The following is a 22,249-nucleotide window of genomic DNA, read 5'->3' as shown; positions in this document are numbered from 1 at the left end:
ATGCTCCTCTACTTTTTTGTCGGGATTGCCGTCACCAACCTGACAACACCATCCTCATTTCTGATCCATGCGAAATTAACCTCGATCGTTCGGCCGTTCGCTCCGACGATGGGTATCGTCTGATTATATTTGGTACCGTATTGAGTTGTTCCGGTTTCTACCGCTTTTTCGGGATCGAATTTTATCTGCTTTTCGAGGTCCCCTTGGTTTTCCTTGGTGTATCCAAGCGCTTGTTCGAACCACTTGGCTTTTGGGCCGCCTACAGGATGTTCCTGATTTAGTAGATAGTGTGTGAGTTTCTTGTTCACGCTATCCTCGGTGCTGCCCGGCGACGGCTTCTTGGTTCCGGGAGAATCAGGTTTATGATCGCCGGTGTCGTCCGCGCGTTTCTTGACCAGATCCAAGATGCGCTGCATCTGTTGGCGCGCTGTTGAAATCGGCTTTCGGAACGTCACTGTGGTCTTGAGCTTGAAATCACCCATGACCTTACGCATCTTGGCGACGTAGTCTATGACCTTCTGAGCATAGCGACCCCCTCGTATTGCTGCCACTGCGGTGGCGCCCATTCCAAAGGTGACCGCCGACGCGGCAATGTACAAGGCTAGGTCGACAGCGATATCCTGACCGATGTCGTAGGCCATATCCTTGAGCACTGCGGCGAGTTCTGAACGCTGCTTCCGATGCGCTGCTTCCTGATCGCGACATGCTGTGGCAAGGTCAGCGAAGGCGTTGAGTAGATCCTCGGCCGCCGATTTCATTTCACGAAGGTCTTCATCGACGAACGACGCGTCAGGAGCGGTGACAGCTTGGAACGACACCGCGGCGCGTTCCAGCTCCGCGGGCAGTTTGGTGGTTGCTTGCCCGGTGGCGAGGCTGTTCCAGCAGGCGGCGGCTTTCGCGAGTTTGTCGGCGTCGCCATCAGGTATCGGGACACCGATCTGGGTAGCGAGGTCGAGACCGTCGTCGAGTAAGCCCTCGCCGGAGCCGCCGGCCGAAGGAGGTGAGATCGGACAGGAGAGAAGGGACGAATTCGGTACGGTGGGCCTCTCCGGGACTGGCCCGTTCCCGCCATAGTCGGCGATGGCGTAGTTGTATCCGGCCTCGATCAATATGCCGGCGTAGTTGTCGATCGCGCCTATCAGAGATTTGACGAGGAGGTATGCGTCGGTGGTTTGCTGGTCGTATGAAACGGCCCAGACCTGGCCGTCCCCGATGCTTCCGGCCATATCCTTCGTATGTCCGGCCAGCTCGCCGAACTGGTGGGTGACTGCTTCGAAGAAGGCGGCCGCGGCCTCGCCGCAAATCTTTGCTGCATCGAAGTAGACGCTTGGGGCGACGTCGATGTACGTCATCGGCCGAACATTTGCCGGTTCGCCTCGATTGCCGCTGTGTAACGGTCGTGGGCTGCGCGCGCGGCCAGCCGCATCGTGTCGATACCTTCGGCAACATCTGTTGCTCCGGTCGACCACTGCCGAAACGCATCTTTCTGAGCGGTGGCCGCTTCGCCACCCCAGGTCTGATGCAGGGTCGATATGCGCTGTTCGAGGCCGGTGAGACTGTCGGCCAGAAAACCAACAAAGTTCCCCACGCGCGCGGTGATGTTTTCCAGCTCCGCAAGATCGACCTGGAACGCTCGTTCGTCCACCACTGTCCCCTTTGAATTCACGGCATCAAATATTCAGAGATCCATAGCTCTGGGAGTTGCCCTCGTCCTGTTCGACATAAGTGCGGCTGTTGACACCGAGAAGTTCGGCGATCGTCGACAGGGCCTCGAGGACGGCAACAGCACCCTGCTTTGTTTCCTGCCAACCCGACTGATAGCTGGTGGCAGAGACGCCCTTCCACACCTCGAGCAGGCCGTCGATATCGGTGTCGAGGGAATGCAGCGCATTTACCAGCGCATTCGCCGTCTGTTGAACAAACTGACCTGCGTCGACAACCTCTTCCGGAACAACCTGCAATGCCGGTGCCGGATTCTCGGACTCGGAAATGCTACACCCCCCAACCGTTCAGCCAACCTTCCTGACTGTATCCGCCGCACCGATGCGACGTCCAGCCGACGCACTTCGCGGCTACCAGCAGCTCTACCTCGACGCCGAGGATGGTGATCGAGAACGGTCTCCATCCGGTTGCCACCCGGCGGATCATTGAGTATCAACAGGTCCGCATCTACCTGGTACGGCCGACGGTCACGCCTGCCAGGACCCCGGTCGACGTGGAGCACGGTGGAGGCAGCGCGGTCCCGGTTACCACAGCTGTGAACCGTCCTGGCCGCGCTGATCACCGTCCAGTCCACCCCGGAGCATGCTGCGGACGCGGTCGTTATCCCCCACCTCGGCGCCCTCGAGCCACGCACCCCGTGGTGGCTGGTCACCCAAGCCGCCGACCTGATCACCGGAACACAGACCTATCCCCTGGGGTCGGCAATCACCACACAGCACCGGACCGAACAGTGATCGCGCTCGGATTCGCCATCGCGCTCGGCCTGCCACTCGCCGTGCTGATCCTGTCGGTGATACTGCCCGAACGCCGGGACAAGCCATGAACCATCCTCGTCCGATGGCATCGCCCCGGGCACTCCGGGGTTGCTGGCCGAACGGGACAACTGCGTGGCCCGTCGTCGCCATCGCTTGCGCAGTTGTCCGATTCCGCCACAGCCTGTTTCGGCTCGCCTCAGATTTGTCCGTGGCGGGGTACTCGGGACCGGTTCGCCGATCGAATCGGATTTCTGTCGAGCCCGATTCCGCGATGCGCGACGAGACCGGGCAGTTTCGGGAGGTCCTGGCGACCAAGCGCGCAATCCCGCGGTCGAACACGGTGATTCCGAGGGCTCACATACTCCTCGGGCGACCGGGCTCCGGTGGTACGTCGAATACGATGCCCCGTTCCTCGTCCGCCTTGATCTGCGCGTCGACTTCTTTGAGTTCGTTCCACAGCGAGAGGATCGTGGAGCCCCATAAACCCATGCTCGGTGCGCCCCCGGGGTTGAAATGTATGACACTGTTCTCAATGGGGCAGATGTAGTCCAGAATGTACATTCCGGCCAGCGATATTCGAAGAAAGGGGTTGGTGTCTGCGGGTAGGAACTGTGCCGATGTGTACACCTCGAGCACTCTTTCTTCGCCCTCGTATTTCAGAGGCGCCTTATCAGGCATATCTTCGAGCGCGACTGCCAATAATTCCGCTCCGGAAAGTCCCCGCACGAAGTCGCCGGCACGGCAGTACCCCTTCATGGTTCGCCAGAATATCAATTCGAATTCGTTGGCGAATTTCATTCCCGCTGTACTCGGGACAGGAATGAATCCGTCGTTCATCCAGTATTCTTCGCTCACATTGCCTGCGTCATCGGCTTTCCGTCCGGACATAACGTTCTCCGGAAAGATCGGTCCGTCGCGACTGACCGCGGGATCCACGTAGTAGAACCACTTCCCGGGGCTCCTGCGTGCGGTTGCCCGATCGTTCTCCGATATCGGTGGAAGTGCGGGCCTTCCGAGCCGATTGAATATGCGAACGTCGGTCATGAAAACCCCTTCGGGATCAATGGATTGTACTGTGGTCGGGTGATGATCGTCGATCTAGAAGTACTCGAGCATCTCGGAGTCGAATTCGGGTGAAAGTGTGATGTCGATGGGTGGGGTGTAGTTTTTTGTGCGAACATGCTCGAGAAACTCTTCCGGAATGTCGATATTGTATCGACCGAAGTAATGGACCGAGTCGACTCGCCATATCCATTCGCCATCGGAAATGAGAGACGATGCGCTGGCGATTTTGTCGCTTTTGGTCAGCATATCTATTACTACATCGAGGACATCGAGGACGCCTGGGGAGGATTTCATGTACCGTGCAATACGTTCGCGATCGTCTATGGCGCTGCTGGTCAACGCGTCGAATATTGAGGGTAGTTCCTGGTGACGTCCAGGCTCGTACATTTCACGGTACAGTCCGACCGGCTTCGGTGTCACTATCGGTTTACTTTTCATCTCCGGTGGAGTCTGTCGCCCAGTTCCGCCCTTCGTGGCAACTCTGCAAAATTTCTGCGAATCCACTCCGAGAATGTAGTGCTGCTTCTCCGGAGTGGTCTTCCTCCGGTGTATATCCAGAAGTGCGGATCGTTGGACGGTAGGTCCTCTTTTCTGAAGAAACTGAACATGTACCCCTGGTGTGTCTCGAATATAAATGATTCGGCAAACGGGGAAAAATTCCCTTCGTAATCTTCTTGCACGATCTCGCGGGCGACTACCTTTGCTTCCAGGACCCATTCGTAGTCCCACTCACCGCCGCGGCTCAACCAGTACGGAGTCTTCCCGCCGAACAAGAGGAACTCGCGGTAAGAAAATGGTAATTCGGATACTGACTGAGCGGACTTCAATTCGTCTACTTCGACGTCGGTGCACCCCTTGATTGCGTCCTGGGTGACCAAACCTGACCCCATGAGTGGTTTGACCAGTTCGTTCGGATAACTCATTTGACCGTTGACCTCCTACCCCCGCATTCCTCCGCGATGGATGGTGGTCGGGAAGGTCCCGCGAGCCGGTGAAGGATACGAGATCCTGTCATGTTCCCGGGGCTCCTGCGTGCGGTTGCCCGATCGTTCTCCGATATCGGTGGAAGTGCGGGCCTTCCGAGCCGATTGAATATGCGAACGTCGGTCATGAAAACCCCTCCGGATCAATGGGTTGTACTGTGGTCGGGTTATGGGTTGGGTGGGGGTGTCGGGTCTAGTGGTCGAAACTCCCCTGGTCGGGCCATACCCCCCGGTTGGTGAGGCGGTACTGCATGATCCACGCCGCCACCTGTTCCGGTATCCGGTCGCCGGGCAGGAATTCCCGGGGCTGGACGTCGTGGGTCTGCTTGTTGATCTCCAGGGGGAATATGCTGCCGGCCAGGTACGGGTTGTCGAAGCTCACCGAGTACCCGACTATCAGGGCGTCCTCCCATTCCTTCTGGAGATGCACCTGGGGGACGCGATGGTGAGTTCGGGGTGGTTCCGGGATCCATGCGGGGGGCGGCGGGGGCTGCCTGGGGTAGATCTGTACGGCCTCGGGTCGGCTGCCCGCCTCCTTGGAGGTGTGGAAGCTGCTGGTGATCATTCCGACCGACCAGCTCGGGTACTCGTAGATCGCTCCGATCTCCGCGTCGACCACCAGTTTCGGCATCCCGATGTCCTGCTGGGCCGAGATTTCGTGCTGGGTCGGTATCGGGGAGCACACCCACCCGTGATCGATCTGGTAGATCCGGTACTCCCGGTCGGGTTCGAGGATCTGTGCCAGATGGGTTTTCACCTGTTCCTCGGTCTGGAACTGTGCCGGCATCGGGTGCTCCTATCGCTGATACGAACTCGATTTTTGGACCGGATACCAAGAGCGCATTCCGGACTTCAGATTTTTCACGTCGGTTTCGTTGACGGATCGGCGGGGGGCGTACGCTGGCGGTAGCGTGTGCACCCGTTACCGCATTCAACCTCGAGTATGCCGAATTCACGAAGGTCGGTTACCCGCAGCACGGCTTTGCATTTGTAACATGTCGCACTTACTTCTTCGCTCGCGTCGTACTGGTGGATGGCCAGCACGACGGCAGGCATCTCGGGATGCTTCTTGCGGATGAAGTCGGGGACCTCTGGTGGCCCTTCCCCCGTGCTCATATCAGTATCGCCCTCTCTCACGCATAATTCTTATCTCCTCTTCTATCTCAGCGACCTCCTCGGCCGTGATGCACCATGTACTCCGGTTCTCCAAGATTATTTCCCGTGCTCGGATTTCGTTGTCCAGGACCGATCCCCCATCGGCCCCCGTAGAGACCTGGCCGGCGGCGGCCTGGCGGGTGTGTATCCATTCTTCACGTAGAACCCGTACGTTCGAGGCGTGCTCGCGCCGGACCATGATCAGGTCCTCGCCGAGGCTTACCGCATGCACCTGATCGGGTTCGATGCCCTGCATCCGGGCGCAGAAGTCGAGGTAGGCGTGAGCTTCCTCATCGGATCGGACCTCGACGCCGTCGCGTTCCAGATCCGCTAGGACATGTTCGAGCGCTTGCTGTCGTTCGGACGCCGTCCCTGGATCCTGCCCTGGCGGCGGGGGATCGCTGCTCCGCCCTCCTTCTGCGGATATCGGTGGTCTGGGGTCTCCGGGAAGCACCCCTGGTCGGGCCGGGCCTGGTCCAGGTGGGCTTCCACCTGTGCTCCGGTCTGGAACGGTGCCGGCATAGGGTGCGCCTATCGGGGAGGGAATCAGGTTGAACCACAGGCCGGCCGAGTCGGCGATCAGGTCCTGCGGCGGGCCTTCGGCCAGACGGTTGCCCTGGGGGTCCACCCATACCGGGCCGTCGGCGCCGAGCGGGTAGACGATGGCGATGGCGTGGTTGCCGTCGATGACAGGCCGGCCGTCGGGGCTGTACTGGAATTCTCTGGTGGCGGGGTCACGGGCATGCCATTGGTTGACGACGAACGCCGCGGCACCCGGCCCCAGGCGGGCGACTTGATCGTGCAGGCCGCGGAATTGCTCGTTGATGGTGCTGCCGAGGTCGAATCCGGACCGCAGGTCCTGGCCGAGCCAGGCTGCCGCGCGCCGCAGGCTGTCGGCCTCGCCGGCCGTCACCCGCCCGTACGCATCGGGTTGCTCGGCTCGCCAGCACGGCGCGGCAACCAGGGGCCGGCCGAAGAACGACGAGAGGAGAGCCATGCAGCTTTCGACGCAATTGTTGTTGCGGCCGGGAACGCTGGTACCGCCGTCGTTGATCCGCGAGAAGTAGGGATTTGTTCGTGGGTCGGCGAACATCTGGAAGTGGTCGCCGGTGCGCAGGGCGTCCTCGACGGCGGCCTGGTATTCCGGGCGTTCGACAGGCCGGAGGTATCCATCCGCGAAGACTCGGCCCGGGGAAGGGTCGGCGAAGGGAGCGCGGGTATTCGCGGTGGCGATATCGTTGCCGATCACACGGAGGTCCGCGGTGTTCAGGCCGGGATCCCCTGGTCGGCTCGGGCCGATTCCCAACTGGTCGCGCACGAAGCCGGCGAGAGTGCCGGGATCCGCGTGATGCGGATTCCAGATGCTCGGCCCGTTCTGCCGGGGATCGACGGAAACCCGGATATTCGCGGCTGCCGGATCGCTGGTGTAGGCGATATCGAGCAGGATCCGTTCGCCGCCCGGGAGTTCGTGGCCGCGGTTGAAGGCGCTGTCGACGGTTGTCTGAACGGATTCCATCACCCGGTGCACATCCGCGCGGGGCACATCCGGAGGCGCGCTCACATGGACCGCGATCGTGGCGACGGTGATCCGCCGGGGCAGATTCCCCGGGACATCGACATGCCGGACGCTGTACGCGGGCCCGGACCGTGGACGTGCCGCCGGTGCGACCGGTGTTACGCGTCCCTCGACCGGCGGGAGCCGACGGCAATCTTCGCGGAAAACACGCGTGGGGTTTGGTGGGTTCTGCGGGTGGGTACCGGGGGGAGCCGGCGTGTCGGTGCGTCGGCCGTCGCCGACAGGGCTTCGACCGCCTTGCGGACGGGCCGGGCCGGCCGTCTGCGGTCGGTCGGCCCGGGCCGGTGAATTACCCTCCGGCGCACGGTGGCCGGGGTGGGGCGCCGGTGGCTGTGCTGAACCGTTTTCCGGGGCGTGTGGAACAGGGGCTGACGGCACGCTTTCCGGTGCCCGGGCCGGGCCGGAGTTCGTAGCGTTATCTGTCCGTGCAGCGGGGAATTCCGGTATGCCCGTATTCGTGGCGGGCGCCTGGTGCAGTGCCGGAGCCGGCTGCCCTTGGGGGAATCGGTGAGCTCGAGGATCGGTGTCGGTGCGGCCGGCGGAGTCCCGCTGCGCCGGCTCGGGCGTCGCTCGGGATTGTGGCGGGAGCGCAGGGTCGCTCTCCGCGTAGTCCCTGCCGAGGAGGTTCGCGATGTCGGCTGGGTCCCAGATGGGGTCGCCGGGGAGGGGGTCGGTGGCGAAGCGGGGTCGAGGTTGTTCGTTGTTGCTGTCGGGCGCTCGGTAAGGGGTCGAGGGCGGTTCGTTTTCCGGTGCCCGGCCCGGACCGGGGTCCGGGGTAGTAGCCGGCTGTGGTGGTGCGGGTGCGGGGTTCGTCGGCGGCGCGGAGGAATTCTCCGGTGAGGTGAAATTCGGGTGATCGCTATATCGGAAATTGGGATTGTAGATGGGTGGTAGCACCCGGGCGCTGACTATCTGGTTCCAGTTATCGGGGTCGAACACGATTTCGCGTGTCCATACGCGATAGATCACGTCGGAGGAAAGTCCGCCCGGTGCGAGCACTTCCGCTTCCCGGTGACCGCTGGGATTGCCCGTGTCGCGATGTGAGGACTCCACGTCGACACCGAAGGGATGATATGCCTCGTACATGTAGCGCGTCTGCCGATACAACCCGTTGGGCAGTTGTTCGACTCCGTGCATATCGACGCTCAGCGAGTCTTCACGCTGGAGCACATGTTCCGGACTGTTGGAGAACGAGACACATCCACCGCCGTTGGTGGGCTGGCCGGTGTGCGCCCCGAGGTTGGGGTCGCCCGGCCTGCGGCAGTGGAACCCACCGAGGCCGCCGATTTCGGCCGGCCCTCTGCTCTCCATACGGAACAGCGCGTTCTCCTGGCGAAGAAAGGCGTCGCCGGCGGAGCGATCACGCCACACGACCGCGTCGTCGCCTTCTTGATTCAGAAAGAGGTTGTCGGCAACCGGATCCACAGCGTCGGCCAGTGCGTCCACCGGCATGTCACGGGTGATATGAGCGGGTAGCTCATTGTCCGGGCAGCCCGGTTCGAACGTAGGGTCGGCCATACTGTCGTAGGGCGAGACCCGGCGGTTGTGCGAGTAGTGATGCTCGAGAACCGCGTTCAAGTAAGCTTCGTCGAAATTGTCCGGCGGCGGCAGCGCATCGACTACCTGGATCTGGAGTCTGGGGAAAATTTTCCAGTTCGGGTCGATCAGGAGATCGCCGGCTCGCACTTCCCGTTGAACTTCATCGAAGGTGAGATTGTTCTCCTGCGCGTAGTTGAGCATCGCTCTGAGCATGTTCGTGCGATCGGCGGGGTTCGCGAGTTCGTGCGAGGTGAGGGCCCGACGATCCGGAGGGTGGGATTCCAGCGGTGCGGTCTCGTTGTGGATCCCTGGGGTGAGCGAGTCGTCCGTTGGTCGGGGCGCGACAGGTTCAGCGGGCTCGGCGGAGCGTGCGGGTGTGCCGGCATCCGGGGGTCGGTGCGGTGGCGGGTGATCCCAGGAGCGGTGACCGGGCCTCGGACTATCCCGGTCCCCGTACGGTCTCGATCGACCGGCATCGGGCGCAGGGGTCGGTCGCGACCGGCGAAAGGGGTTCAGGCCCGCCGCTTCTCGCGGTCGTTCGAGGCGGTGTGCGGGACGGTCGGCGGGTTGGCCGGAACGTTCGAGGTCGCCGCGGGCCGGGCGCGGGGGGCCCGCACTCGGTGCTTCCGGTGCGCGGCCCGGGGGGATTCCGCGGGCCGGATCGGTGGTGGTCCGTGGCGCTCCCGCCGGTCCGGCCTCGGCTGTGGGCGCAGCGGTGTTCGGCCGATGACTGCCCTCGGTGGCCTGCGAAGTGGGGGTGCCGGAGAGAGGTGCGGTGGAGGGCGGTGTCGACGTGGCGGGAGTGTCCGTTGTTGTGGTGGTCGCCGCTGCGCTGGTGCCGGCTGGGTTGCCGGTGCTCGTCGGAGTGCCGGAGGTGTGCGGGGTGGCGGTGTCGCTCGTTGTCGGTGCGGAGGGGGCGTCCGAGGTGGCCGGCGTGGGGCTGGGTGGATCCGGTGGCAGGTTGAGGCTGCTACCCGGCACTGTTCCGTCGGGTAGGACCGTCTGCGGGGTGTCCGATGTGTTGGGTGTGGTGCCGGGAGGATCAGGGGAGAGGTCGGGGCTGCTGCCCGGTGGGGGGCTGTCGGAGGCCGGGGTGTCGGGTCTATCGGGGGCAGTGCCGGGCACGTCGGGGGCAGTGTCGGGCGTGTCGGGTGACGAGTTGGGGCTACTGCCCGGTGAGGTGCTGTCCGTGGTCGAAGCCGGGCTGTCGGGCGAGGACGGGGTGGCGGTATCCCCCGGGGCCGCCTGGCTATCCGGAGTTGGTGCCGGCCCGGCACTTTCGGGTGCCGATCCGGAATCGGTCCGAGTGGGGGTGCTTTCGGGAGTCGATGCCGGACTGGCCGAGGTGGTGGATGCGGAGTCGTTCTGCGGCACGGAATTCGGGGATTCGCTGCTCGGGGTGGAGCCGGTGTCCGGATCGGCCCCGGTGGCGGCGGGCTGTGTCGCGGTCTGCTCGCCTGGTGCGCCGTTGTCCGGCTGCGCGGGAGCGCCGGACTCCGAGGGGGTTGATGCGGGGCTGCTCGGATCGGTATCGGCCGGGCTACCGGTCTCGGGGGCGGAGGGGGCGCCTTGGCCGGAATGTGTGCCCGCGGCTTCCCCCGCCGCGGAGGCCCCGCGCTCGGCGGCGCCACCGGCGGCTCCGGAAGTGAAGGTCTCCAAAGTCAATTCGCCACCGACGGCCACGGTTCCCGCGACATTCCCGGCGACCCCGGCCGCACTCTCGACACCGAGTTCGGTGACGGTCTTCCCGACTGTGGAGCCCACCTGGTTGGTCAACGGTGCGGCAAGCCCGCCGGATCCCAGACCACCGCCCACGGCGCCACCCACCGCACCGGCGATAGCGCTGCCCCTGAGCCCCGCCCAGTCCTCGCCGTCCAGTCCCGTCCGTTCTCCCGAGGCGAACTGGATCAGGTGCGGGATCAGTTCACCGGCGCCGCCTTCGAGGACTCCGAAAAGCGCGCCCTTTCCGACCACGGTGGCCAGCCTCTTGATCAACATCTGGATCGCTATGCGAATCCCGGCCTGGGTGGCGACCCGTGCCGCGGCACCGGCCACCGCACCCACACCGGTCCAGGCGGTCAACCCCGCCACCACCAGTTCGGCGGCGAGCAGGACCATGGCAGTGATGATCGCCAGCTTGGTGTGCTCGATATCGAGCGCCCCGTCATCGGCCTGGTCGGCCAGCCATCGGCAATGCTCGATCAGCTTCGGTAGCGCGGCGTCGTCCTTGCCGCCGACCAAGTCCCAGTGCGCGCTGAGTGCGGTATGCGATTCGCCCGAGTGGAGTGCGGTCAGCGCGGCCTGCATGGTGAGGTCGGCGTCACCGGAGCTCTCCTCGAGCGCCGTCGCCATACCGTTCCACGCATCGGCGATCCGCCGTATGGCCGTCTCGTCGGCTTCCGGCCAATCCCCGGCCCCCACAACCCATTTGGCGACCCATTGCAGTTCGTCCGGGATCTCGATACCCATCAGGACGCAGCCGAGCCCAGATTTCCGGAGATGATCTGTTCCTGGGCCTCCACATTGTCGGCCAGGGTCACCACATCTTCTCCATATCTGGTGAACGCGTCCCGCACGTCCTGAATGGCCTCCAGTCCCGGGTCGGGTGTGTAGCGCTTGGCGAACGCCTGACCTACCTGGTCGGTGCCCCAGCACTGCCCCTCGGTGTCGAGCACGCGACGCAATTGTTCTGCCGCGGTGGTGATATCGGCGGCCACCGCACCGAATCGCGGTCCGGTATTGCGGAGGCCGTCCGGATCGACGCCCAGGACACTCACGACATGTCCTCCCCGGTGCGCTCGTTGGTCACCGGCCGGGATCCAGGTAGGAACGGTTGCGGAAGTACTCGTCTTCCTCTTCGTCGGTCAGTTCCGGCGTGGCCTGCGGGGGTGTGACCGGCGGAGGTTCGGAGAAGCTCGACACCATGTCCCGGATGCTGGGCGCGCCGGGGATGAGCTCGGAGAGATCGGGCATCGCGCCGACCTCCGCCTCGAGCGGCGCCACGGCCTGCTGCGTGGCGTCGCCGGCTTGCCGGGCCGCGGCGTGCACCGCCTCGAGTACGGAACGGGCGAGCTTGTCCGGTGTGGTCCGTTTGAACGCCCCCGCATCGATGTGCACATCGACCGGGATCCCGGCCACATTGCTATCGATCCGGACCATATTGTCGGCCGACCACACACTCACCGTCGTGGCCGCCAGCCGGGCCTGGAGTTCTCCCAGCTGTGCGCGCTGCTGTTCGAACGACTCCAGTAGGGCATCCATCTCGGCCCGCATCCGATCGTTCCGTGCCCGCTTCTCCTCGCGCTCGCTCACTCGGCCCCCCTTACCGGTCGTCGCCTCAGTACTTGTTCCGGCGCACCGATCCGCGAACGGTCCCATCCTGTCCCTCCGGATTCCATCATCACATCGGAGTCAAGGCAAATCGGGACGGCGTGCCAAGCCTCGTCCGTGAGCAGGTACTGGCCGCGTAGTGCATGCTCCAGTTCGAGGAGTGGCTGGGGAACATCACTTCGGGACTGCTGGCCACCGTGACGCCCATACTCACGGACTTCCGGACTGCGTTCGGCGGGCTACACGGGCAGGACCGGACCCGCTCGACGCCTACGCCACCACCTTGGCCGACAACGCCACCCAGTACCAGGCCACCGACGGATCCACCGGACAGACCCTTGCCCTTACCGGTCAGCAGCTGACAGGAAGCACCGGCGCCGCGGCCGAGGGTTCCGACGGCGGGGTCGCCCGATTCACGGGATTGAACTTGTCGGCCTCCACGATCGAGAACGAACCCGCCTACACCATCGCCCGCACCCTCACCAGCGTGGTCGAAACCATCGGCCCATACGACGACGTGCTCGGCAGTGCTATCGGGATGAAGCCGGCGGCGGATTATCTCGCGCCCCTGGTCGGCGGCTGGGAAGCGCTGCAGGGCATCGGCATACGCATCCGTTCGATGGGCATCGACGACTACGTCACCGCACAGAACCTCACCAACGGCACCACCTGGCTACAGCAGTTCTGGACAGGGGACGCCGCCCGGGCTTTCGCCCTCACAACAACCCAGTTCGCACAAGCGGTGGACACTCGCAGCCTCGACCTCGACATCGTCGCGAAGATCGTCGAGAACGCCGGATGTGCTCGAACGCCAGGTGTACAACCTGCCTCTCACTCTGGCAGCCGCGGTCGTCGCACCCATGACCTTCCACAACATGACCCTGCCCCTGGCCTCGTGGGCAGGCCTGATCGACAAGCCGATCGACGAGTCCACACGCTCCGAGGTCACCGCGGCAGTCGACGACCTGAAACGCGCAGCAGAATCCGGAAAGAATGCCGTGACCACGCTCATCGACCACATCACCCGGGCCTTCAGGGGATTCGACTTCGCGGCGGATATCTTCTCCGCCTACCTCGACAACAACGGGTCGGACTTCGTCTACGAGATCAGTCCGTCCAACGTCGAACGGGTCATCGCAACGAGCGGCGCGAGAGATCAGGTCGCCAAGTGCCTGGAAACAATCAAGGACCAGGCGCGGCGCGACCCCCAGACCGGCGTCACACGAGAGCTGACCTCGCCATGGCTGGGGGCAGAGCCCGAAGAGGGCGATATCGGCTACGCGTTAGGGCATTACGATGTTGCTGTCGGTAGCGACCCCACAGTGTATTCAGAAGACGGCGGGCTTCGCGCAGAGATCATCTACCGTATCTACATCTACGAGTTCTACAACTTCGACCACAAGAAGCTGGACACGTTCCGACTGAATATCGGAACGAACATCAACAACGAGATGCGGGAACTCGAAGAATTCGGCTGGGCCCGGAGTTTCCGTGTCCACGGAGAAGCGCCACGACTCGAACGATGGATCGGAAACCTGTGACGCACCGAATCATTCGTCGGACGGCCGTCGGTGTGGCGGCATGCATCATCGTGTCGACTGTCGCGGGGTGCGCGTCCGACGAGGAAGAGGCTCGCGACCTGGTTGAATGCGCCGGCATTGTCTTCCCTGAGGAGATGGATGCCTTGTGGTCGTGGACCGACAACGCCTTTCGCGAGGCAACCTCGGCAGCAGTCGTCGATATTCCCGCCGACTCGGTCGGTGAATTCACGCGGCTGTCCGGCCTCAGTCGGTTCGAACCCGGAGTTCCTCCGTCGTGGCAGTCTTTCTGGCAGGACAGCGGAATGGCCGACGTCCTCTCGGTCGATACCGGAAAACGAACACTCGATCGACGAATACCGCGATCCACGCCGATACGTCGTCATCCACGACGGAGGCGGTGAAACGCGCTGGATCTTCGTGCGCACCGACTGCTGAACCTGGATCTACCGATCCAGTGATGCGGATTGCGTGTTGCCGCGCGGTCCCGGTTACCAGAGCTGCGCTGGAATCAGGACTGTCCAGACCTGCCCCGGCGCAAACGGAATGGCTGTACCGGTGGGGGTCGTATAGGTTGTGCCTGCCTGTGGCGACGGCCGGGACCACTCGGCCGGAAACGCTTGACCGTCGCGAAGTACGAGTGCCGGACCGCTACCGGTCGTCTCGGCCAAGGGTGAGACGCTGCCCGCGACGTCGCTGATGGCCGAGTTCTGCACCTGCACACTCTGCAGCACGACCGTACTCGCCATGACCTGTCCGGTATCGGCCTCGGTGTAGGCGGCACCGTCCATGGATACCAGCCACCGCTGGTGGTCGGGTGACCAGTCGAAACCGGCTGGATGAGGCTTATACCCCGCAAGCTCACGAGAACTGATATGCGCACCTGACTCAGAGGATCAGCCATACGGCTTCTGCTGATTACCGGTCGCCCCGTGACCGGCCGGCGGTCAGATCAGCTGCCGGATGTCGCCGCGAACTCGGTAGAAAAAGCCGCGCTCGGGTTCGTCCACGTCATCGACCACGTAGCGGGCACCGGAACGCCACAGGTCCTTGGGGAACTGGACCTCCAAGGACAACACATGATCAGGGGAGACGGCGATTACGCACTGCTCGCCGTTCTGTAGAACGCATTCGACCACAACGCCGGTCCCGGCGTCGGAGGTGACCTCGACGGTGTTGCCGGGCACCACGGCGGCGATCTCCGGAGCCGTCACCGACACCGTCTCGGGCAGCACACCCTGCTCGGCGTCGCGGAAGGCGGCCTCGCTGACATCGAGACAGGCGAGGGTTCCGGTGGTGGTGACCAGGTACAGCTTGTCGTCGTGGTACTGCATGGAAGAGGCCGAGCCGCAGCCGGTGGCCCATTTCCACGCACCGCATCGCGACATGTCCCAGCAGTACACCGAGGAGCAGTCGTCCCCGGCGAAGACACGGCCGTCGAGGGCGGTGGCGCAGGACTGTACCGGCGCATCGCCGTTGTAGCTGATCCCCGCCCATTCGTCCTTACCGACCACCTCGACAGAGTTGTCATCGGTGCCGGCGTAGAACGCGTTCGAATCCTGGCAGCCGGACAGGACCGCGCCATCGGTGTCCTCGTGACACACTCGGTATCCGGCTTCCAAGTCATATCCGGTGACACCGGCGGAATGCCCGTGGTAGACGGCATGCGAGTCGATCTGGATCACCCCGCCCTCGTCGCCGGGAGTACTCCACAGCAATTCCCCGTTCCAATCGATCGCGGTGACGACACCTTGCCGGTCGGTGACGCAGAGGAGGCCTTCATGGATGTCGAGCGAGCAGATATCGATTTCGGCCGGTATTTCGTAGGCGACTCTCGGCACCGCGCCGGACAGATCGTAGACCTGGTTGTCGGAGCATACGGCGTAGATCCAGAAACCATCGGCCACAACGTATTCGACAGCACTCGGCAGCCGGAATCGGCCGGTGACCATGCCCTCCGGCGTCAAGGTGAACACGTCACCGCACTCGGTGCCCACCCAACAGCCCCGCTCGTCCACGACAACACCGGAAGCGTCGGCGCCAGAATGAAAACTCCACAGCACCGGCGCGGACATCACATCCTCGGACTCTTCGAAACCGATGTTGTTTCCGATTGCCATAGTTCGCCTCGTCGCTTCGTCGGATCAGAACGCGACAAGTTAGCAAGGGACACCGAATTTCGGAGAGAGAGCCTGCCGATCCTGGGAAGCCGGCACCAACGCTCCCCTCGGATCGTACGAGACGTTCCTCGAAAGTTGTCTTGCAGCCAGGATCAGTCATCAAAGCCACATGGACAGGGTGGCCAATCGGTGTGTCACCCCGGCCTGGGAAGCCACCACTGCAGGGGTGAGGCAGCGGGCTCCGTGGCGATCAGGACAGTGAAGCTGAACAAGAATCATCCAGTAGATTCACAGACGACACCGGAAACCTCTGGGACCGAACCGAGCTGGAGCTTCTGGCCCAGCAGTACCGACTCATGCCTGTCGCCACCGTCACCGAGACGAAACGCGGTGCCGGACATTGCAATCCAACTCGAAGGCGGGCCGCATGAAGGGTTTGCTGCTTATTGGCCTGGGCGCAACGCGAACATTTCGATATCGTCCAATGCATCCTGCGCACGTCCGGACGTTTCCGGATCGGTCAGCATCTGCTGCAATGCAGGTACAACCCGCTCGTCGACCTTCCTATGGATTCGAGCAGTATGACCGAGTGCGGTGGCTGCCACGACCCTGATACCGACTTCCGGGCTGTTCAGCAGATTCAATGCCTGTTCGGTCACCCAGTGGTCGTCCGGATCGTGCAACGCGAGCCTCAGGATTGCTTGAGAAACACTCCGAATATCGCCGGCCTCGAGCATCGCGAGTGCTTCCTCGCGATCAATCGGATGCAACTCCTGATACTTCACAACGGCCTTCCCTTCCTGTCCACCACGCCAGCTTTTATCAATACACTCTGCTGCCCCGGGGTAAGTTCTTCCCATGTGCGCCTGTGCCCGTGATATATTCCCGTTTCGTGTTCGGTTAAGTCGAAAATGGCAAATTCGCCAGTTGCCGGATCATACCCTACACGTCGCGGTGTATTTTCGTTCAGGCGCACGGAGTTATCAAGGGTCTCCTGCGGATTCGTCGGCGCAGGCGCCGCATCACCTCTCTGTTTCGGACCGTGCTTCGGCGATGCCTCGTAGATGAGCGCCTGTTTGGATATGATCGCAGCCAATTCCGCCGTGACGGGCGCGAGGTCGGGAAGGACGTCGAATTCTTTGGTTGCGCCGACCGCCCCGTCCGCCAGGATAGCGAGCCCCAGGACTTCTGCCAGGTTGCTAAGTACGTATGCATCATGTATTGCCGTGACGGTACGGACCACCATACCGCTGACGCCCACTCCCGCGGCTGCGAGACTGCCACCGAAACTGAGCCAAGAGATCGCGGCGGCAGCAGCAATCGTGACGCCGATCTCGAAGAGCAGGTGTTCGACTTCGTGTTTGATGGTCGTGCTGACATCGACTGTGGAGGTTCGATAGTTCTCCACGCACAGACCGATAAACGGAGCGGAATCTATGACCCCTTGGGCAGCCTTCTTCAGGATATTGAAATGGTCTGCAATCAGCTGCGCGGTGGTCGGCTCGTCCATGCCGATGAACATGTCGGCGATTGTGGTTATTCGTGCGACAGAACCGGTGACGGCCTGGTGATCACCGAATATGGCCCAAGCAGCATTGGCGCGAGCCAGCTTGTCGATATCGCCGTTCGGCAGTTTGCCAAACTGGCCACTGACCTTCTGAACGAGCTCATCGAAGAACTCAGCTATCCCACCTTCATTGCGCAGACCATTGCCGTTATCCGCAACAGAACTGGGAATCTGCACAGTATGCACAGACATCTGCAGGATAGTTGGACGGTCGGGATGACTGTTGTTCGCAACCCCGTGCCTGTAACCTATTGCGCGCAGCAGGTACCCGAAATTTGTCAGCGCATCGGCGAGATTTGTGCACGCCTGTAGGATTGCGTGAGCGCGTTTATCATAAACTTCGCCCCATTGCTTGCAACCGGGCGCATCCCCTGCCATACCTCCGCATTCGCCTTTGATAGCGTCATGGACCGGCTTGTCAGCAACCCGGAGCTCATCGGCGAGATCGTGGCATTTCTGCGCTGCATCGTAGTACAGGCGCTAGTCCACTCTGATGACCGGCTCACCCATCGCCCAGTAACTTTCGGTTGAACTCGATAGCGCTCGTATAGCGGTCATGCGCCTCGCGGGCGGCGTCACTCATCTCGTTCATTCCGGTCGCAAACTCGCGCGCTCCCGTCGACCACAGTTGGTGAACATCCCTGTAGGCGGCCGCAGCGACTGCCTCCCAAGCTCCGTCGAGGCCCGCTACCTTGTCGTCGATCAGGTCGAGCTGCTCGGTGATATAGGTTGCGAGATTTGCCAGACGAACAGCAATGCCATCGAGGCGCTCGAGGTCTACGGTGAATTCTGACTTCACAGGTTCAAACTCGGGAACTGCTGGGATGTATCCCTGTCAGTGGCCTCATAGGCATCCGATTGGACTCCCAGCTGTTCGGCCATTCCGTCCAATGCCTGCAAGATTTTCTTTCCACCGTCACGGAGCTCGGTCCAGCCACCGAAGAACTCATCGGAGAGATCGCCCGTCCACCCGTCCGCGAGAAGTGCATCCACGTCCGTACTGGCCGAGTCCAAACCTGAACGAATACTTCCCGCGATATCTGCTACGAAGCGACCGACCGCCCGAACTTCCTCAGGCACAACAACAACGCCGGCAGGGTTCGGATTCCCCCCTTGATCTACCATGGCCTCAAGGGTACGGGAGACTTCTCCCCGCGCAACCTCTTGTCCAGTACGGCTGAACACGGTCACTCCCAATACTTTTGGATCACCCCACGATAGCGTCGCGCTGAATCAGGTGGCTGGAGAGGAACCGGGATACGGGGCGGCCAGGGCTCACGAGTGGCCTGCGGGCGGTCTTGCCCCGGGCCGACTCGCTGACACTGCACACACCTCAGGAGAAAATGGCTGCGTTCGTGGTCGAGCCAGGCTCCCCCGATCAAGTGGAGGCAGCGCGGTCCCGGTTACCAGAGCTGCGCTGGAATCAGGACTGTCCAGACCTGCCCCGGCGCAAACGGAATGGCTGTACCGGTGGGGGTCGTATAGGTTGTGCCCGCATCCGCGGAGGGCCGGGACCACTCCGCCGGGAATGCTTGACCGTCGCGAAGTACGAGTGCCTGACCGCTACCGGTCGTCTCGGCGAGGGGTGAGACGCTGCCCGCGACGTCGCTGATGGCCGAGTTCTGCACCTGCACACTCTGCAGCACGACCGTACTCGCCATGACCTGTCCGGTATCGGCCTCGGTGTAGGCGGCACCGTCCATGGATACCAGCCACCGCTGGTGGTCGGGTGACCAGTCGAAACCCATCACGGTGTCCTGATACCGCGCTTCCCGATATTGTGTGGGCTCGCCACCGTCGGGCGCAGGACCGAAGTGCGGTTGCGAAGCCGCCGGCCAGCCGCCGCCTTCGGGCAGCTGATCCGAGCGGACGAACATATTGTGCGGAGCGACGCGACTGTAGTCGCGGAAGTACGCCGCAGGTTGCCGCTCGGCCGAGGCGTTCTGCAGCGAGGACTGATCGATGGCGGCAACCAGCTCGGGTGCGGCACCCGAGGATGCCAGCGTCGGGTTGCCGAACTGGTCCAACAGCGTCAGATCCGTTTCCCGCGCGCTGCGAACAGGCCCGATCACCGGGGGTTTGTCGGCCGAGAACACGGCGGCCAACCGGCTCAAACCACCCTCGACCGGCTCGACGTAGACCAAATCGGCGGCTGCGAGCCCTACCGGTGGCCGTGCCTCCGGGCTGTTGTCGATCTTCGCGACCATCACGGGCTCCCCTACCCGGGAGGATGTGTCGGGAGGAGGTCGATCGGATCGGGTGCCACTGCTGCATGCGAACGCCGCGCACATCCCCAGTGTCGTCAGGAACGCGGCTATCCACACCCACCATCGCTGCTGCATAAGGGAGACCTCTGAACGCACCCGATTCTACGCTTGACCAGGTAGGAGAGGTCGAGCCGGCCGCTGGACGATGCTGTCCGCCCATCCCGAGCGCCGACCCGGTCGCGGCTGTGGTCCGCGCCGCAGGCGATGATTCCGGCCGATACTCCGGAAAGGGAAATCGAGTGAAGAATCGTGATCCGCGGTCGCTTACGCAGATCGAAGGCGAAGCTTGGCCCGCCCCGGGTCCGGACGCGACTCGGCTCGTGAAGACCGTGCACGAGCTGAGAGACGTCCCATTGCCGGACCTCACCGTCGAAGACCTCCGGATCCTCATCTCACAAAGAGTGGGCACCGACGCACTGACTCCGGTGGTCCTGGACGTCCTGGATACCGATCCGCTCGCCGGAGGCGACTTCTACCCCGGCGACCTGTTGACGGCTCTTCTGCGTTGCCATCCAAGGTCATCCTGCTCCGCTGAACTCATCACTCGAATCGAGAAGCTGATCGAACGGATATCCGAGGACAGCGACCTCGAAGAGTCCGGTGCATCCCACAGCGTGATCTGGTCGTCGATCGACGAGTGGCGCCGGGCATGACCGCTTCTCACCACAGATAATCGGAGGCTGAGCCCGTGCAGACAGCACCTGGCCTGGAATACGAGGGCACTTCCTTCATCAATTTCCGGGACTTCCCCGAGGAGGGCAATCCCTCGCGGCAGTGGATCGATATCAAGCGGTTCACGATCACCGAGCCTCCGGCAACCGCTCGCGAACTGCTTTCCGCGCTGATCGGCAATCAGCATTTCCGTGACGACTACATCGGCGGCGGAGTGGACCCGGCGGGCACCCGCCACGGCCCATATCGGATCGACCGGATTACCCCGGACTCCTACACCCCCGCATCGACCGACTCCGTCATCGCACTGGTCACCCGCTGGGTCGATCAGTGCGGTGTCGTTCCGGATGCGCTGCGCCAGGTGATCGACCGGGAAGTGTTCGGGCCCGCTCGCACCGCCACAGAAATCGTCACGCTGCCCCGTCTCGACTCCTCGGCGGTCAACGACTACGGATTCATACACACCGAGTTTCATGAGATCGTCACGGTCGACACGACAGGCGGGACGCTTCGACTCATTGTTGCCGCTGACGATTAGTCGGCGAGAGGGCTTCCAACCGATCCCCACAAAGGCCTCGACGGCACGGCCGGTAAGACCAAGGAGATGCGATGGGTAGTACCCCGATTCAGCCGAGGCCGCTGACCGACCTCGAGGCCGCAGTCATAACGAAGATGTTGTCGGCGGGTCGACACGGTTCTGCCGAATACCGTGCGCAGATCCCCTATGCGCAGGTGGTATCGACCTGGGGCGCCGGATCGCCCAGCGTTGATGTTGAGGTACGCCCGGGTCCCGCCCCGGCGGGCGGTGTCACGGACGGGATCGTCGCGAACGGAGCTGTTACCGACCCCGCGGGAAGGCCGGGCGGTGAGGTCATCCTCTGGGTCGAAGCCGGCCGGCTGAGCGGAATCGAATACGCCTGGTATGGCGACGAACGGCCCACACAGCTACCTGAGCCTGACCAGATCGATCTCGTGTAGCCCGGCAGTCCTCAGCGGCGGTGACGCAGACCTTCGACCACCTGGTCGCCCCACGCGATGATCTCTTTCCTCCGCCCGAGACGGGGCCGTGAATTCGGGCGCTACACCCGCAAGTTTGGCCATAATGCGGGCGGGGAGCTCGGCGGCGTCGACTTCGCCCCCGTCGCGCTCGATCGCGGTGATAGCTTTACGCACCACCCAGTCCGCCGGAAGCACCCGTTACCACCGCTGCCGGTCGGCCGAATGCCGCAGGCGGTGATGCCGGCCGATACTTCAGAAGGGAAATCGAAGGCGAAGCTTGGCTCGCACCGGGCCCGGAGGCGACTCGGCTCGTGAAGACCGCACTATGCTTGATCAAGGGGGATCTGTACCGCTAGCGACATTACCGTTGCGCCGGAAGACATTCTGGCCGTGGTCAGTTCGTTGTCGACCCAGCGGCGGCGGCCCGGATCCGGGGACTCGGGAAGGGTATGCGATGTTACCGATGAACAGGACAGTGGCCGTATTCTTCGGATACTCCACACTCATAGCCGTGGGGGTCGCGTCGGTGGCGAACTTGATCAGTGGAACCTGGTCGTGGAAGTGGGTGGGGGCGGCGGTCGCGTTCAGCTGCTTCCTGACCTGGTCCATATACCAACGGAGCCGTCAGCACTTGCAGCAAATGAATGCATGGATCTCGGCTGCCGACAGTCGCCGCGCGGAAGGCCGATACCTCGAGGCGAGTGAGCTGATCAAACGAGCGGCCGCCCGATCTCACGTACTACTCGGGCCGCGCCATCCGCTCACCGATTCGCTGCTCGAGAGTTACGATGACGCCTACCGCAGGCACCTGGACGAAGAGAACCGCGAGTCGCTCACGAGACTCCGGGAGATGCTCAACGAGAAGACCGGCACAGTCCCCGATCAGCGCATCGACCCGCCCGCTGACGAATAGGCGCGCCGGACACATCTGGGGGGATTCACGAGGCTCGCCGCCCTCGAC

The 22,249-nt window shown here is 63.0% G+C and carries 23 protein-coding genes; 6 read left to right on the top strand and 17 right to left on the bottom strand.

The window, feature by feature from the left end; translation table 11 throughout:
* Positions 1-8 precede the first annotated feature (8 nt).
* From ACIA75_RS11870 to ACIA75_RS11825, 10 genes are all read right to left on the bottom strand, one after another.
* Positions 9-1,352 (bottom strand): DUF6883 domain-containing protein, encoded by a 1,344-nt coding sequence (locus ACIA75_RS11870; protein ID WP_397102767.1) that lies wholly within the window; start codon positions 1,350-1,352, stop codon positions 9-11.
* Positions 1,349-1,645 (bottom strand): WXG100 family type VII secretion target, encoded by a 297-nt coding sequence (locus ACIA75_RS11865; RefSeq protein ID WP_397102765.1) that lies wholly within the window; start codon positions 1,643-1,645, stop codon positions 1,349-1,351. Before ACIA75_RS11865 ends, ACIA75_RS11870 begins: the two co-directional genes overlap by 4 nt.
* 25 nt (positions 1,646-1,670) lie before the next feature.
* Positions 1,671-1,961: a WXG100 family type VII secretion target gene (locus ACIA75_RS11860; protein WP_397102763.1), complete on the bottom strand. Its 291-nt coding sequence runs from the start codon at positions 1,959-1,961 to the stop codon at positions 1,671-1,673.
* 870 nt (positions 1,962-2,831) lie between these two features.
* Positions 2,832-3,521 (bottom strand): hypothetical protein, encoded by a 690-nt coding sequence (locus ACIA75_RS11855; protein ID WP_397102761.1) that lies wholly within the window; start codon positions 3,519-3,521, stop codon positions 2,832-2,834.
* A 54-nt stretch (positions 3,522-3,575) separates the two neighbouring features.
* Positions 3,576-3,881: a hypothetical protein gene (locus ACIA75_RS11850; protein WP_397102759.1), complete on the bottom strand. Its 306-nt coding sequence runs from the start codon at positions 3,879-3,881 to the stop codon at positions 3,576-3,578.
* A gap of 95 nt (positions 3,882-3,976) precedes the next feature.
* Positions 3,977-4,465 (bottom strand): SMI1/KNR4 family protein, encoded by a 489-nt coding sequence (locus ACIA75_RS11845; RefSeq protein ID WP_397102757.1) that lies wholly within the window; start codon positions 4,463-4,465, stop codon positions 3,977-3,979.
* 253 nt (positions 4,466-4,718) lie between these two features.
* On the bottom strand, positions 4,719-5,312 hold the full coding sequence (locus tag ACIA75_RS11840; protein WP_397102755.1) for a hypothetical protein: 594 nt from the start codon (positions 5,310-5,312) through the stop codon (positions 4,719-4,721).
* 330 nt (positions 5,313-5,642) lie between these two features.
* Positions 5,643-11,264 (bottom strand): toxin glutamine deamidase domain-containing protein, encoded by a 5,622-nt coding sequence (locus tag ACIA75_RS11835; protein WP_397102753.1) that lies wholly within the window; start codon positions 11,262-11,264, stop codon positions 5,643-5,645.
* The gene (locus tag ACIA75_RS11830) at positions 11,264-11,572 is read right to left on the bottom strand and encodes a WXG100 family type VII secretion target (RefSeq protein ID WP_397102750.1); all 309 of its coding nucleotides are present in this window, start codon (positions 11,570-11,572) and stop codon (positions 11,264-11,266) included. Before ACIA75_RS11830 ends, ACIA75_RS11835 begins: the two co-directional genes overlap by 1 nt.
* A gap of 28 nt (positions 11,573-11,600) precedes the next feature.
* Entirely contained in the window at positions 11,601-12,107 is a 507-nt protein-coding gene (locus ACIA75_RS11825) for a YbaB/EbfC family nucleoid-associated protein (RefSeq protein ID WP_397102748.1), read from the bottom strand.
* A gap of 818 nt (positions 12,108-12,925) precedes the next feature.
* Between ACIA75_RS11825 and ACIA75_RS11820 the strand changes: the two genes are divergently transcribed.
* Both ACIA75_RS11820 and ACIA75_RS11815 read left to right on the top strand, forming a co-directional pair.
* Positions 12,926-13,666, top strand: coding sequence for a hypothetical protein (locus tag ACIA75_RS11820; RefSeq protein ID WP_397102746.1), 741 nt, complete (start codon positions 12,926-12,928; stop codon positions 13,664-13,666).
* Entirely contained in the window at positions 13,663-14,067 is a 405-nt protein-coding gene (locus ACIA75_RS11815) for a hypothetical protein (protein WP_397102744.1), read from the top strand. Before ACIA75_RS11820 ends, ACIA75_RS11815 begins: the two co-directional genes overlap by 4 nt.
* 87 nt (positions 14,068-14,154) lie before the next feature.
* On the opposite strand, the gene ACIA75_RS11810 is transcribed toward ACIA75_RS11815, so the two are convergent.
* From ACIA75_RS11810 to ACIA75_RS11780, 7 genes are all read right to left on the bottom strand, one after another.
* Positions 14,155-14,538, bottom strand: coding sequence for a DUF3048 C-terminal domain-containing protein (locus ACIA75_RS11810; protein ID WP_397103460.1), 384 nt, complete (start codon positions 14,536-14,538; stop codon positions 14,155-14,157).
* 72 nt (positions 14,539-14,610) lie between these two features.
* Positions 14,611-15,783, bottom strand: coding sequence for a molybdenum metabolism regulator (locus tag ACIA75_RS11805; protein ID WP_397102742.1), 1,173 nt, complete (start codon positions 15,781-15,783; stop codon positions 14,611-14,613).
* 443 nt (positions 15,784-16,226) lie between these two features.
* Positions 16,227-16,568 carry a hypothetical protein gene (locus ACIA75_RS11800; RefSeq protein WP_397102740.1) on the bottom strand — a complete coding sequence of 114 codons (342 nt, stop codon included), beginning with the start codon at positions 16,566-16,568 and terminating at the stop codon, positions 16,227-16,229.
* Positions 16,565-17,728: a hypothetical protein gene (locus ACIA75_RS11795; protein ID WP_397102738.1), complete on the bottom strand. Its 1,164-nt coding sequence runs from the start codon at positions 17,726-17,728 to the stop codon at positions 16,565-16,567. The genes ACIA75_RS11800 and ACIA75_RS11795 overlap by 4 nt, the downstream gene beginning before the upstream one ends.
* Before the next feature lie 124 nt (positions 17,729-17,852).
* Positions 17,853-18,149, bottom strand: coding sequence for a WXG100 family type VII secretion target (locus tag ACIA75_RS11790; RefSeq protein ID WP_397102736.1), 297 nt, complete (start codon positions 18,147-18,149; stop codon positions 17,853-17,855).
* Entirely contained in the window at positions 18,146-18,541 is a 396-nt protein-coding gene (locus ACIA75_RS11785) for a WXG100 family type VII secretion target (RefSeq protein WP_397102734.1), read from the bottom strand. Before ACIA75_RS11785 ends, ACIA75_RS11790 begins: the two co-directional genes overlap by 4 nt.
* Positions 18,542-18,753: 212 nt before the next feature.
* Positions 18,754-19,641 carry a DUF3048 domain-containing protein gene (locus tag ACIA75_RS11780; protein WP_397103459.1) on the bottom strand — a complete coding sequence of 296 codons (888 nt, stop codon included), beginning with the start codon at positions 19,639-19,641 and terminating at the stop codon, positions 18,754-18,756.
* 161 nt (positions 19,642-19,802) lie between these two features.
* Between ACIA75_RS11780 and ACIA75_RS11775 the strand changes: the two genes are divergently transcribed.
* From ACIA75_RS11775 to ACIA75_RS11760, 4 genes are all read left to right on the top strand, one after another.
* A complete protein-coding gene (locus ACIA75_RS11775) occupies positions 19,803-20,270 on the top strand; it encodes a contact-dependent growth inhibition system immunity protein (protein WP_397102732.1) in 468 nt (155 codons plus the stop codon).
* Positions 20,271-20,305: 35 nt separating this feature from the next.
* Positions 20,306-20,827, top strand: a complete 522-nt coding sequence (locus ACIA75_RS11770; protein WP_397102730.1) for a hypothetical protein — start codon at positions 20,306-20,308, stop codon at positions 20,825-20,827.
* Between the two features lie 71 nt (positions 20,828-20,898).
* Positions 20,899-21,267 (top strand): hypothetical protein, encoded by a 369-nt coding sequence (locus tag ACIA75_RS11765; RefSeq protein ID WP_397102728.1) that lies wholly within the window; start codon positions 20,899-20,901, stop codon positions 21,265-21,267.
* Positions 21,268-21,928: 661 nt separating this feature from the next.
* Positions 21,929-22,201: a hypothetical protein gene (locus tag ACIA75_RS11760; protein WP_397102726.1), complete on the top strand. Its 273-nt coding sequence runs from the start codon at positions 21,929-21,931 to the stop codon at positions 22,199-22,201.
* The last annotated feature ends 48 nt before the right edge of the window (positions 22,202-22,249 follow it).

Source organism: Nocardia sp. NPDC051750, assembly GCF_044453135.1.
Lineage (GTDB): Bacteria > Actinomycetota > Actinomycetes > Mycobacteriales > Mycobacteriaceae > Nocardia.
This window is presented reverse-complemented; position numbering and strand designations above follow the sequence as displayed.